Here is a 13,251-nt window from a genome sequence, read left to right as displayed (position 1 = left end):
CCGTTCAGTTCACCATGCGGCTGTGGCCAGTCCAGTAGCTGGCCTGGATGGCCTTGCGCATCACCTTGCCGTTGGGGTTCTTGGGCAGCGAGGGCACGAACTCGATGTGCCGGGGCCGCTTGAAGCCGCCCAGCAGGGGGGCGCAGAAGCGGGCGATGGCCTCAGCGTCCGCGTTGCGCCCGGGCTTGAGCACCACATGCGCGGCCACGGCCTCGCCCCACTTGTCGTCAGGGATGGCGAACACGCAGGCATCGGCAATGGCTTCGTGCTGGTAGAGCACCGCCTCAACCTCCGAGGGGTAGACATTGAAGCCGCCGCTGATCACCATGTCCTTCTTGCGGTCCACGATGTAGACATAGCCGCCCTCGTCCGCGCGCGCCAGGTCGCCCGTGTGGTAGCGGCCGTCCTTGAGCACCTCGGCCGTGAGTTCGGGGGCGCGCCAGTAGCCGGCGAAGACGTCGGGCCCGCTGACCACGATCTCGCCGATCTCGCCCTGGGCCACGGGTTGCCCCGCGTCGTCCACGATTTCCACCAGCGATTCGAGGAAGGGCCGACCGCACGAGGCCAGGCGCTCGGGCAGGGCGGCGCGGGCGAACAGGTGGTCCTCGACCGACAGGCCGCACACGCCCGAGGTGGTTTCGCCCGCGCCATAGCCCTGCGACAGCACGGGCCCGAACACGTCCATGGCGCGCAGGATGCGGGCCGGCGCCATGGGCGCTGCCCCGTAGCCCAGGCGCAGCAGGTCGGGCAGGGGGCGGTACTGGCCCTCCAGCTCGGCCAGCAGCATGTTGATCATGGTGGGCACCATGAAGGTGTGGGTCACGCGCTCGGCGCGCATCTCGGCGATGAAGCGGCCGGGTTCGAAGCCCGAGAACAGCCGGATCGTGACGCCGCTGCACAGCGCCGGCACCAGTTGCATGCCCGAGGCATGGGTGACCGGCCCCACCAGGCCCAGCAGGTGGCCGCTGCGCATGCCGTCGGCGCGCATCAGGAACTTGCGCAGCTGCGCCAGCCGGTTGCCAAAGGTCTGCATGGCTGCCTTGAGCACGCCCGAGGAGCCCGAGGTGTAGTGCAGCACCGCCACCTCGTCGGCCGTGACGCGCTCGGTCGTGAAGGCATCGCTTGCCTGAGCCAGGGCGGCCTCGTACGAGCTGTCGGCCGGGCCGTCGAGCAGCAGCAGGCGCGGCATGGCGCCCGCGATATGGGGGCGAAAGGACTCGGCGCGCTCGGCCGTGGTCACGATCACGGCGGCACCGCTGTTGGCGGTGATCTCGCCCACCTCGGTGGGCGACAGGCGGGCGTTGAACGGCGCCTTGGTGAAGGCGCCCTTGTAGCAGGCCAGTTCGATCTCGACGATCTCGGTGCAGTTGGGCAGGTAGATGCCCACGCGGTCGCCGCGTGCCAGGCCCATGCCGCGCAGGGCATTGGCCAGGCGGTTGGAGCGCTGCTCCAGCTCGGCATAGGTGAGGCTGCGCGTGGCGCTGGTGACGGCAAGCTGGCGGGCAAAGGCCCGCGCGCTGCGTGAGACGAGTTCGCCGACGTTGGCGACGGGGGGGCGGTGGTGGTGGGGGCGGGCGCTGGCATGGGTCTCCTTCAGTGCGCCATGTCCGTGTCGGCATGGCATGCCAGGCACTGTCCCAGAAGAATGCCTGCTACAGGAAATACCGTTTGCTGATGCCGATCCATCAATAGAATTGATGGCACCGGCCTGGGCAGCCTCCAGAGGTGCTGGAAGTCAGACCAGCAACTCGGCCTGCCAGGTGCCAGCACGCACCAGTCGCGTGGTTTCCTGTACCAGCGCGTCGATCACCACCTGGGTAGGGGCATCGACCACCCGGTCCGCCGCGGTCGCCAGGAAATAGGCGCGCGGCAGCAGCGGGCGCACGACGCGCGCCACGATCCAGCCCTGCCGGTCCTGGTGCGGGCTGTCGGCCAGCGAGCAGGCCGGCGTGAAGGTGAACCCCGCCCCGCACTGGTAGAGCGAGCGGATCACGCGCGCCGAGTCGTGCTCATGCACCACATTCAGGGCCACGCCCAGGGCACTGGCGGCCTCTTCCACGTTCTGGCGGATCGAGAAGCGGCGCGACTGCAGCACCAGCGGCAACCGGGCGGCCTGGGCGAAGTCGATCTCGGGGTGGCCTCCCGCCACGCGACCCCGTGCCGCGGGCCGCAGCAGCGGGGCCACCGTGCCGTCGGCATCGTGGCCGCAGACGAAGATGGCCTCGCGCGCCAGCGGCGTGCAGCGCAGGTTGTCGAGCTGCGGCGTATCGACCAGGATGCCCACGTCGGCCCGCCGGTCGAGCATGGCCTTGCGCACCATCAGGCTCAGGTCGTCGAGCACGAACACGCGGATGCGCGGGTGGCTGTGCTTGAGGCGGGCCAGCACCGGCCCGAGCAGCAGCGAGGCCAGCAGGAAGGGCGCTGCCACCGTCACCGAGCCCTCGGGCCCCTGCGGCAGGCGCTGGATGCGCTCGCGCACGGCCTCGGCGTCCGAGAGCAGGCGGCGCGCGTCCTCGTACAGCTGCAGACCGGCCGGCGTGGGCGTCACGCCCGCGTGCGAGCGGTCGAACAGCTGCGTGCCCAGCTCGGCCTCGAGCTTCTTGATCTGTGCGGTGAGCGCCGGCTGGGCCACGTACAGCGAGCCCGCGGCACGCGAGAGACTGCCGGCTTCGAGCACGGCGATGAAGTAGCGAAGGGTGCGCAGATCCATGGCGTGACTCTACCCGGTGGCCGGATGGGGCCGGCCGGGTATGCGTCCACCGAGTTTGCAAACGCGGTTTTCTTCGTTGGCAGGGCGCAGCGGGCTCTGGATGATGGGTGCAGTCCCCATTCGACCACCAGGAGCCCGCTATGCCCGTCCAGTTCATCGGCATGATCCAGCCGCACGAAGTCTCTGAAACCATTGCCCGCAAGGGCCCGGCCGTGGACTCTGCCTACGTGCGCGTGTTTGCCCAGGCGCACGAGCACGCAGGCTTCGACCGCATCCTGGTGCCGGCCAGCGCGTCGAGCCCGGACACGTTGCTCACCGTGGCCTATGCCGCCTCGGTCACCGAAAAGATCGGCTTTCTGCTGGCCCACCGCCCGGGCTTTGTCGCGCCCACCTTGGCCGCGCGCCAACTGGCCACGCTGGACCACTACACGGGCGGGCGGCTGGCCGTGCACTACATCAGCGGTGGCTCGGACGAGGACCAGCAGCGCGACGGCGACTTCCTGGACCACGACCAGCGCTATGCCCGCACCGACGAGTACCTCGCGCTGCTGCGCCGCGTGTGGACGGCCGACAAGCCCTTCGACCACGAGGGCGCCCACTACCGCGCCAAGGGCGTCTGGTCCGAGGTCAAGCCGTTGCAGGCACCGTATGTGCCGATCTACTTTGGCGGCGCCTCGGCACCGGCGCTGCAGGTGGCGGGCAAGCATGCCGACGTGTACGCCCTGTGGGGCGAGTCGCTGGCCCAGGCCGGCGACCTGGTGCGCCGCGTGCGCGCCGAGGCCACTCTGCATGGGCGCGAGGTGCAGTTCAGCATCTCGTTCCGCCCCATCCTGGGCAAAACCGAGGACGAAGCCTGGGTGCGTGCCGATCAGATCCTCGAAGACACGCGCCGCCTGCGCGTGCAGCAAGGCTACTCGCGTGGCATCGGCCCGCAGCAGAGCGAGGGTGCCCAGCGCCTGCTGGCCGACGCCGCCAAGGGCGACCGGGTGGACGAGCGGCTGTGGACAGCCATCGCACGCGAGATCGGCGGGCGCTCCAATTCCACCTCGCTGGTGGGCACGCCCGAGCAGGTGGCCGACGCGCTGCTGAAATACTACGATCTGGGCATCAGCACCTTCCTGATCCGCGGCTTTGACCCGCTGGTCGACGCGATTGACTATGGCCGTGAGCTGCTGCCGCTGGTGCGCGCCAAGGTGGCCGAGCGCGACCGGCAGGCGGCGGGCCAACTGGAGCTGAAGGTGGCCTGAGCCCTCTGGATCCATGGCACCGCGGCGCGCACTCCACAAGGAATGTGCGCCGCAGTGCATGGCGATCAGGCAGGTGAGGGCGTTGCGCTCCGGACGCCGATGGCGCTGCCGAAGCTGCGGTCCCACAGCGGCGCCACCTGGGCCGGTGCGTCGAGCACGCCCAGTTTCAGGAAGGTATCGGCCACGGCCTGGTGGCCCTTGACCACGCCATCGTCCACGGCGCGCAGGTCGTAGTCGGTGCTGCGGTTGTTCCACAGCTCGATCAGGTCGCCCACGGGCACGCGCGTTTCTTCCGATTGGGCGCGCGCATAGGCCAGGTAGTTGCCGTTGGCCCAGAGGTAGGCGCGGCGCAGGCGCTGCAGGTAGTCGCTGATGGCGGCGTGTTTGAGCGGGTCCTGCACAGACCTGGGGTTGGCATAGACCGGGAAATTGCCCGAGAGGTAGCCATCCCCGGTCTTGATCAAGCGTGCGCCATAGCGCAGGCGTGCCAGCTGGCCGTTGTAGCCATAGATCGCCCAGGCATCGAGGTCGCCGCGGTCAAACGCCGAGAGGCCGTCCGCCGGCGTGAGGCTCACGGGCGTGATGTCGGCGAACGACAGCCCCGCCTCGGCGAGCTGCCGGCTCAGGAAGTAGTGCGAGGTGGTGGCCCGCACATAGCCCACGCGCTTGCCCTTGAGGTCGGCAATGCGCTGGATCGGGGCGTCCTTGCGCGCCAGCGTGACCTGGTTGTTCAGGTCCTCGCGCACCACGGCGACAAAGCGCACCTGGGCATTCTGTCGCGCCGCGAACAGCGCGGGGATCTCGCTGCCCGAGCCCAGGTCGAGCGCATCGCCGTTGATGGCCTCGATGTGCAGCACGCCGTTGTTGAGCTCGCGCCACTCGATACGGTAGGGCGTCTGCCCCTGGCCGCTGGCCGTGATGAGGGGGCGCCACAGGCCCTTGTAGGTGCCGATGCGCAGGGTGACCTTGGAGAGGTCGGTGGCACCTGCCGCCACGGCGGGTGCGCCCAGCGTGGCCAGGGTGGCTGCGCCCAGGCCGGCGCGCAGCAGGGTGCGGCGGTGGGTGCCGGAGGTGGTTGGCAATGGCATGGAGAAAGTCCTTTCGTCGTTCTGCGGGAACGCCAAGGTTCCGGCAACCGCTTTCCCGCTCCAACGACCATTGCGTAGCATCGATATGCGCAAATCAGCGGTCCGCAGCATGCGCCCTGCCTCATGCCAAAACCGAATGTGTACACACGCTTTTCTTCGTTGGCGGTGCCGGGGGCGGCCCTTAAGGTGGGCAGCACATTCCCCAGACACAAGGCCTCCCGATGTCCTCCTCTGCCACGCTGTTGCAGTCGCCGAACCTTCCCGCCCGCAATCCCGCGCCCCAGCGCAAGGACTGGTTCGACCCGCCGGCCGCACGCCCCACGCTGGAGGCCGAGCGCCGCCACCGGCAGGAGAACCTGGCCGTGGCCTTTCGCCTGTTCGCCCAGCATGGCTTCGACCATGGCCTGGCGGGCCACATCACGGCGCGCGACCCGGAGTGGGCGGACCATTTCTGGGTCAACCCGCTGGGCCTGCATTTCTCGCAGATCAAGGTGTCGGACCTGTTGCTCGTGAACTCCCAGGGCGAGATCGTGGTCGGCAACGGTCCGCTGAACCGGGCGGCGTTCGCCATCCACGCGGCGCTGCACGAGACGCGGCCCGACATCGTGGCCGCCGCGCACACGCATTCGACCTACGGCAAGGCCTGGTCAGCGCTGGGCCGCCGGCTCGACCCGCTGACGCAGGACTCGTGCATCTTCTACGAGGACCATGCGCTGTTCGATGACTTCACGGGCGTGGTGCTGGAGACGGACGAGGGCTTTCGCATCGGCCAGGCCCTGGGCAACCAGAAAGCCGTGATCCTGCAGAACCACGGTATTCTGACGGCCGGCCCTTCGGTGGAAGCGGCTGCCTGGTGGTACATCGCACTCGAGAACGCCTGCCACACCCAACTGCTGGCCGAGGCCGCGGGCGTGCCCCGGCCCATCCGGCCCGAAGTGGCGCGCCACACGCATGCGCAGATCGGCGGGCCGGGCGGGGCGCACTTCACCTTCAAGAGCCTGTTCGACATCGTGGTGCGCGAGCACCCCGAGGTGCTGCAGTGAACGCGCCCCTCACGGCAGGCCAACTGGCCCGCACGCTGGCCGTGGAGTTCGGCGCGCGCGCTGCCGTGCATGACCGCGAAGGCAGCTTTCCGCACCGCAATTTCACCGAACTGCAGCGGGCCGGTCTGCTGTCGCTGGCCGGGGCGCGCCACCTGGGCGGGCAGGGCGCCTCGCTGGCCCAGTTGGGCGAGGTGGTTGGCGCCGTGGCCCAGGGCTGCCCGGCCACCGCGCTGGTGCTCACCATGCAGTACATGCAGCAGCGCGCCATGGGCCGGGCCGGTTCGCCCTGGCCCGAGGCGCTGGCGCGCCAACTGGTGCAGGAGTCGGTGCGCGAGGTCTCGCTGGCCAATGCCCTGCGCGTGGAGCCCGAGCTGGGCTCGCCCGCGCGCGGCGGCCTGCCGGCCACCGTGGCACGGCGCGCAGGCGATGGCTGGCGCATCACCGGGCACAAGATCTATTCGACCGGCGCACCCATCCTGCGCTGGTATGTGGTGTGGGCCCGCACCGACGAGGAGGCGCCGCGCACCGGCGCCTTCCTGGTGCGGGCAGGGGCGCCCGGCATCCGCATCGACCCCACCTGGGACCACCTGGGCCTGCGCGCCAGCGGCAGCCACGATGTGCATTTCGACAGCGTGCCGGTGCCCGCCAGCCATGCGCTGGAACTGCGCCTGCCGCAGGACTGGGCGCGGGGTGACTCCGCCGTGCAGGCCGAGATGGTGGTCCTTCTGGGCAGACTCTACACCGGTGTGGCACGGGCTGCGCGCGAATGGCTGCTCGACTTCCTGCGCACGCGCAGCCCCGCCAGCCTGGGCGCGCCGCTGGCCAGCCTGCCGCGCGTGCAGGAGGCCGTGGGCACGCTGGAAGGGCTGCTGCTCACCAATGACCGCCTGCTGCGCGGCCTGGCGGCCGACGTGGATGCCGGTGTGCCAGTCTCGTCGGTGGACAGCGGCCTGATCAAGTCCACCGTGACCCACAACGCCGTGCATGCGGTGGAGGTCGGCCTGTCGCTCACCAGCAACCACGGCCTGGCCCGGCGCAACCCGCTGGAGCGCCATTTGCGCGACGTGCTGTGCGGGCGCATCCACACGCCGCAGGATGACAGCGTGTACGTGGCGGCGGGCCGGGCTGCGCTGGGCTGACGTGGCGGGGCGTTGTGTGAGCGCCAATCTCGGATGCCGCATGCGAAAACCGCATATCCATGGACGCAAGGCTTCGTTGGCCTGGCGCGGGGCGGGTGCTGCAATGAAGCCTGTCCAACCCGATCACTTCTTGCCCAACGCCACCATGCTGCGCCGCCAATTCAACCACCTGCTCACCGCCTCCGTCGCCGCCAGTTCCTTTCTGTCGCCGGTGCTCACCCACGCACAGTCCCGCGTGCTGTTGCGCGCGGGCGACCAGAAGGGCGGGCTGCAGGCCCTGCTCGACGCTGCAGGCGAGCTCAAGAACCTGCCCTACGACATCAAGTGGAGCGAGTTCCCCGCAGCTGCGCCGCTGGCCGAGGCGCTCAACGCCAATGCTGTGGATTTCGGGCCCATCGGCGATGCGCCGCTGCTGTTCACCCTGGCCGCCGGCAGCCGTGTGAAGGCCTTTGCCGCAAGCCGCTCCGATGCCTATGGCACGGCGGTGCTGGTGGCGCCCAATTCGCCGCTCAAGACCGCGGCCGACCTCAAGGGCAAGAGCATTGCGACCAACCGTGGCTCCATCGGCCACTTCGTCACGCTCAAGGTGCTGGAGTCGGCAGGCCTCAAGGCCGATGACGTGCAGCTGCGCTTCATCCCGCCGCCGGACGCCAAGCTCGCGTTGACGCAGGGCTCGGTGGATGCCTGGGCCACCTGGGAGCCCTACACCGCGCTGGCCGAGACCAGCGGCCACGCGCGCGTGCTGGTCAACGGGCGCGGGCTGTGGACCGGGCTGAGCTACCTGGCCGCCACCGAGGTGGCCCTGGCCGAAAAGACCGCCGTGCTGCAGGACTTCAAGGAGCGCGTGGTGCGCGCCCAGGTCTGGTCCTACCAGAACGCCAAGCCCTTTGGCCAGTCGCTGGCGCGCATCATCGGCATTCCGGCCGATGCGGCGCAATTGCAGTTCGAGCGCCGCGCCACGCGCTGGCAGGACATCGATGCCCAGGTGCTGGCCGACCAGCAGCGCACGGCCGATTTCTACCTGGCGGCAGGGCTCCTCAAGCAGCGGCTGGACGTGCGGGGCACCTTCGACACGCGGTTCAATACAGCAAAGGCTTGATTGCCCCGGGCCCCGGGCCCCGCGCGCCAGGGCATTTGACCCGCTGCCTGCAGCCTGGCGCGCTGCACCGCACAATCGGTGCCTATGCATTCTTCCTCGACGATGCTGCGCCTGATCAGCGTGGCGGCCTTCTCCAGCATGGCATCCATGCGCGTGTGCGATCCGATGCTGGTCACCCTGTCCCAGGAGTTCCATGTCACCACCGGCGATGCATCGGCGGTGATCGCCGCGTTCGCGGTCGCCTACGGCGTGCTCCAGCTCTTTTACGGTCCGCTGGGTGACCGCTTTGGCAAGGTGCGCGTGATCATCGGCGCCACTTTTGCCTGCGCGGTCTTCAGTGCCGTCACGGCGCTGGCGCCGACCCTGCCGGTGCTGGTGGTCTCGCGCGCGTTCATGGGCGCGGCGGCGGCGGGCATCATCCCTTTGTCCATGGCCTGGATCGGCGACAGTGTGGCTTATGAGCAGCGCCAGGAAACGCTGGCCCGGCTCATGGTGGCCACCGTGTCGGGGATGATGGCGGGACAGTGGTTCGGCGGCTTCGCGGTGGAGGCTTCTGGGCTGGCGCTGGGCGTTTGCCGTGCTGTCTGTGCTGTTCCTCATGGCTGCCACCCTGCTGCTGCGCCAGATGCGTGCCACGGTGGCGGGTGCTGGAGCGGCGGGTGACCATCCGGCCGAGCCGGCTGCGTTCTCGCTGCCAGCCTACCTGGCCACCACGGGGCGCCTGCTGCGCATGCCCCGCGTGCGCTGGGTGCTGGCCATCGTGGCAGTGGAGGGGGCCCTGGGCTTTGGCACCATGGCCTTCGTGCCGGCGCGCATGGTCGACGGTTTCGGTCTGTCGGCCTCTGCTGCCGGTGGCGTGATGGTGCTGTATGGCGTGGGTGGCTTGGTCTACAGCCTGATGGCGCGCCGCTGGCTGGCCCTGCTGGGCGAGAAGGGCCTGGCACTGCTGGGCGCCGTGATGATCGGCACGGGCCTGCTGCTGCTGGCCTGGGCGCCCGTAGTGCACCTGGCGGTGCTGGGCTGCTTCTGTGCAGGCCTGGGCTTCTACATGCTGCACAACACCTTGCAGGTGCAGGCCACGCAGATGGCGCCGGAGGCGCGGGGCACGGCCGTAACGCTGTTCGCCTGCCTGCTGTTCCTGGGCCAGTCGCTCGGTGTGCTGACCGTGGCGGCCAGTGTGGACCGGGGCTGGATCGCACAGGTGTTCTCGATGGCCGCCGTGGGCGTGGTGGTGCTGGGTGTGCTGGTCGCGCGCAGGGTGCAGGGTCGGGTGGTGGCTGTCGCTGCATAGCGGCCCTTGCTCCGGCCCGCAGGGCTCTGGTGCCTGCCCGGCCCCTGGCTTGGAAGCAAGAGGGTATGCGCGGGCCCGCAGCCTGCCGGTTCACCGATATAAAGGAAACGGTCAGGCGGGGTCCCGCATGGTGCGGGACCTTGCGGCCGTGAGGTGCCCATGACAGAGGAACCCGTACCTCCCCCCGGCGCAGTCCCGGCGTGGCCTGCGCTCGCCAAAGAGTCTGCGCTGGATGCGCTGTTGCTCGGTAGCCTGGTTTTCGGGTTTGCCCTGCTGGGCATCCTGACCCGCCCCGCCGGGGCGCTGGCGGCGTTCTGGCCCGCGAATGCGGTGTTGCTCGGTGCGCTGGTGCGCCGGCTGCGGCCGACCTCCGTGCTGGCCTGGTGCGGCGCGGCCGCCGGTTTCATACTCGCCGACGTGGTCATGGGTGGCACCTGGCCCAAGGTGGCCTGGCTGACACTGGCCAACATGGCCGGCGTCATCGTGGGCTACCTGCTTTTCTCACGCATACCCCTTGGCCACCGGCGCCTGCTGCAGCCCCTGTCGGTGGTCTACCTCATCGTGATCGTGGCCATGGCCTCGCTGACTGCGGGCCTGGTGGGCATGGTGATCAACCCGCTGCTCTTCCATGGATCGCGCGCTGACGGCATGCTGATCTGGTTCACGGCGGAGCTCGTCGATTACCTGGTGATCCTGCCCGTGATACTGACCATGCCGGCGTGGCGCCGTCCTCAGCGCGACCAACGGCACCGCGAGTTCGTGCTGCGCCTGGATCTGCTGAAACTGGCGCCGGCGTTGAGTCTGTTCCTGGGCGGGGCGCTGGGCATGGTCATCAGTGGACCGGGTGCCGTCTCGTACCTGGTGCCTGGCCTGCTGTGGTGTGCCCTGACCTACAGCCTGTTCGTGACTGCGTTGCTCACATTGCTGTGCAGCGTGTGGACGCTGATGGCGGTATCGGTGGGCTACCTGCACCTGGGGTCGGACTTCGGCGGGCAATACGAACTGCAGTCGTTTCGCATCGGCGTGGCGTTGATGGTGCTGGCACCGCTGGCGGTGGCCAGCGTCATGGCGGCGCGCAACGAACTGCTGCGGCAATTGCAGCACGCTGCCACGCACGACCGCCTGACCGGGGTGTTCAACCGGGCGGGTTTCATCGACCAGGCCGAGGCGCTGTTCCGCGCCACGGCAGGCCGCCAGCGGGAGTTTTCAGCGCTGATGCTCGATATCGACCACTTCAAGAGGGTCAACGACGTGTACGGGCATGCGGCTGGTGATCTGGTGCTGGCGGATTTTGCACAACTGGTCAACCGCTGCCTGCGTGACACCGACGTGCTGGGCCGCCTGGGAGGCGAGGAATTTGCGGTGCTGTTGCCCGACGTCTCTGCTGCAGTGGCCCAGGCGATTGCCCAGCGCATCTGCGTCGCCTGTGCCGCGCACTCCACCCTGCTGGAGGACGGAACGCCATTGATCTCCACGGTCAGCATCGGGGTGGCGCATGCGCCGGATGTGCCGGTGACGCTGGATGCTTTTCTTTCAGCCGCGGATGCGGCGCTGTACCTTGCCAAGCAATCGGGACGCAATCGGGTGGTGATCAGCGGCGGCGAATCCCTGCCCGCTGCGACCGCCGTGCCGTAGTGCGCGCGCGGCGGTCGATGCTTCCAAATAACTTTGATGTCTTATTACTTGATTTATTGATAGTTGGTTTCTTTATGTTGCAATAGTACATTCCCTTATCCTTTCCAACCAGGGCCGGACCGGTGCCACAGGCGCGGGGCGGCCTTTTGTACTTTTCATGATCGACTTACGGGGTATCACCCAGATTTACCCAGGCCCACAAGGCCCGGTGGAAGCCCTTCGGGGCATCGACCTGCACATCCACCCGGGCGAGGTCTTCGGCATCATCGGCAAGAGCGGTGCCGGCAAGAGCTCGCTGGTGCGGGTCATCAACCTGCTCAACCGGCCCACGCAGGGCGAGGTCATCGTCAATGGGCGTGACCTCACCAAGCTCGGTGACGCGCAACTGCGCGAGGCGCGGCGCGACATCGGCATGGTGTTCCAGCATTTCAACCTGCTGTCCTCGCGCACGGTGTTCGACAACGCTGCGTTGCCTCTGGAGCTGGCGGGCATGGACAAGGCCGCCATCCGCGAGCGCGTGAACCCGCTGCTGGAGCTGGTGGGCCTGTCGGCCCTGGCCAACCGCTACCCGGCGCAGATCAGCGGCGGGCAAAAGCAGCGCGTGGGCATTGCGCGCGCGCTGGCCAGCCGGCCCAAGGTGCTGCTCTCGGACGAGGCCACCTCGGCGCTGGACCCCGAGACCACGCGCTCCATCCTCGAGCTGCTGCGCCAGGTGAACCGCGAGCTGGGCCTCACGGTGGTGCTCATCACCCACCAGATGCAGGTCATCAAGCAGGTGGCCGACCGCGTGGCCGTGATCGAGGCCGGCCGCATCGTGGAGCAGGGCCGCGTGCTGGAGGTGTTCACGCGCCCCCAGCAGGCCATCACCAAGAGCCTGATCGACGAGATACTGCCGCAGGAGCTGCCTGCCAGCGTGCTCGACCACGTGCGCAAGCTCACCGGCCAACTGGCTGCCACGGCACCCGGCAACACAGGCCGGCTTTTGCGCCTGTCGTATTCGGGTGACAGCGCCTACCAGCCCATCCTGTCGCAGCTGATCCGCGAGTTCGGCGTGGACATGAGCATTCTGCACGGCCAGGTCGACGAGATCCAGGACGAGACCTTCGGCTCGCTGGCTGTCTACGCCAGCGGCGAGCCCGCGCGCTTGCGCGGCGCGGTGGAGCACCTGCGCGCTGGCGGCGTCGCGGTCGAAGAAGTCACGATTGAAACCTGAGGGGGCACGCGCAATGTTCGACCATTTCACTCCGGCCATGCTGGAACTCTTTGCCTCGTCGCTGTGGGAAACGCTCATCATGGTGGGCATCTCGGGCCTTGTGGGCGGTCTCATCGGCGTGCCGCTGGGCGTGTTTTTGCGCCTCACGGACCATGGTGGCGTGCTGCAGAACGGCCCCGTCAACAAGCTCGTGGGCTGGCTGGTGAATGCCGTGCGCTCCACGCCCTTCATCATCTTGCTGGTGGCCATCATCCCGTTCACGCGCTTCATCACGGGCTCGTCCATCGGCACGGCGGCGGCCGTGGTGCCGCTGACCATTGCCGCTGCGCCCTTCGTCGCGCGCCTGGTGGAGGCTGCGTTGCGCGAGGTCGACCATGGGCTGGTCGAGGCGGCCCAGGCCATGGGGGCGACGACCAGCCAGATCGTCTGGAAGGTGCTGTTGCCGGAGGCTTTGCCTGGCATCGTCGCTGGGCTGACCATTACCTTCGTCAGCTTGACTGGTTACTCGGCGATGGCTGGGGCGATTGGTGGCGGGGGCCTAGGGGATCTGGGGATCCGGTATGGGTACCAGCGGTTCCTGCCGGAGATCATGCTGGCGGTGGTGCTGGTGTTGATTTTCTTTGTGCAGGCGGTGCAGAGCCTTGGGGATTGGGCTGTGCGTCGGCTGAGCCATCGTTGATTGGTTGACTGTGGTTGCTTCTGTGGTTTGTGTTGAGGGCGGAGGCCGGGATGTGCGCCCGGCGGCGCAGTAACTTTCTCTTGCGTCGCCAAGAGAAAGTCACCAAA

10 protein-coding genes and 1 pseudogene are annotated in these 13,251 nt (G+C 68.5%); 8 read left to right on the top strand and 3 right to left on the bottom strand.

Annotated features, from left to right (window positions below; all coding sequences use genetic code 11):
• Positions 1 to 4 precede the first annotated feature (4 nt).
• Both AC0IZS_RS28330 and AC0IZS_RS28325 read right to left on the bottom strand, forming a co-directional pair.
• The gene (locus AC0IZS_RS28330; protein ID WP_471638733.1) at positions 5 to 1,624 is read right to left on the bottom strand and encodes an AMP-binding protein; all 1,620 of its coding nucleotides are present in this window, start codon (positions 1,622 to 1,624) and stop codon (positions 5 to 7) included.
• Between the two features lie 111 nt (positions 1,625 to 1,735).
• Positions 1,736 to 2,710, bottom strand: coding sequence for a LysR family transcriptional regulator (locus AC0IZS_RS28325; protein WP_471638732.1), 975 nt, complete (start codon positions 2,708 to 2,710; stop codon positions 1,736 to 1,738).
• Positions 2,711 to 2,850: 140 nt separating this feature from the next.
• Here AC0IZS_RS28325 and AC0IZS_RS28320 point away from each other — a divergent pair, with 140 nt between their 5' ends.
• On the top strand, positions 2,851 to 3,957 hold the full coding sequence (locus tag AC0IZS_RS28320; RefSeq protein ID WP_471638731.1) for an LLM class flavin-dependent oxidoreductase: 1,107 nt from the start codon (positions 2,851 to 2,853) through the stop codon (positions 3,955 to 3,957).
• A gap of 65 nt (positions 3,958 to 4,022) precedes the next feature.
• Here the strand turns inward: AC0IZS_RS28320 and AC0IZS_RS28315 are convergent, their stop codons facing one another.
• Positions 4,023 to 5,045 carry an ABC transporter substrate-binding protein gene (locus AC0IZS_RS28315; RefSeq protein ID WP_471638730.1) on the bottom strand — a complete coding sequence of 341 codons (1,023 nt, stop codon included), beginning with the start codon at positions 5,043 to 5,045 and terminating at the stop codon, positions 4,023 to 4,025.
• 221 nt (positions 5,046 to 5,266) lie between these two features.
• Here AC0IZS_RS28315 and AC0IZS_RS28310 point away from each other — a divergent pair, with 221 nt between their 5' ends.
• The 7 genes and pseudogenes from AC0IZS_RS28310 (at position 5,267) to AC0IZS_RS28280 (ending at position 13,144) form a co-directional block, all read left to right on the top strand.
• On the top strand, positions 5,267 to 6,088 hold the full coding sequence (locus AC0IZS_RS28310; protein ID WP_471638729.1) for a class II aldolase/adducin family protein: 822 nt from the start codon (positions 5,267 to 5,269) through the stop codon (positions 6,086 to 6,088).
• Entirely contained in the window at positions 6,085 to 7,227 is a 1,143-nt protein-coding gene (locus tag AC0IZS_RS28305; RefSeq protein ID WP_471638728.1) for an acyl-CoA dehydrogenase family protein, read from the top strand. The genes AC0IZS_RS28310 and AC0IZS_RS28305 overlap by 4 nt, the downstream gene beginning before the upstream one ends.
• 145 nt (positions 7,228 to 7,372) lie before the next feature.
• Entirely contained in the window at positions 7,373 to 8,326 is a 954-nt protein-coding gene (locus AC0IZS_RS28300; RefSeq protein WP_471639588.1) for an ABC transporter substrate-binding protein, read from the top strand.
• 102 nt (positions 8,327 to 8,428) lie between these two features.
• Positions 8,429 to 9,617, top strand: a pseudogene (locus AC0IZS_RS28295) (MFS transporter).
• 159 nt (positions 9,618 to 9,776) lie between these two features.
• Entirely contained in the window at positions 9,777 to 11,252 is a 1,476-nt protein-coding gene (locus AC0IZS_RS28290; RefSeq protein ID WP_471638727.1) for a GGDEF domain-containing protein, read from the top strand.
• Positions 11,253 to 11,409: 157 nt separating this feature from the next.
• Complete coding sequence (locus AC0IZS_RS28285) at positions 11,410 to 12,465, top strand: methionine ABC transporter ATP-binding protein (protein WP_471638726.1); 1,056 nt, start codon at positions 11,410 to 11,412, stop codon at positions 12,463 to 12,465.
• Positions 12,466 to 12,478: 13 nt separating this feature from the next.
• Positions 12,479 to 13,144 carry a methionine ABC transporter permease gene (locus tag AC0IZS_RS28280; RefSeq protein WP_007857964.1) on the top strand — a complete coding sequence of 222 codons (666 nt, stop codon included), beginning with the start codon at positions 12,479 to 12,481 and terminating at the stop codon, positions 13,142 to 13,144.
• The last annotated feature ends 107 nt before the right edge of the window (positions 13,145 to 13,251 follow it).

This window comes from Acidovorax sp. AC410 (assembly GCF_979253235.1).
This window is presented reverse-complemented; position numbering and strand designations above follow the sequence as displayed.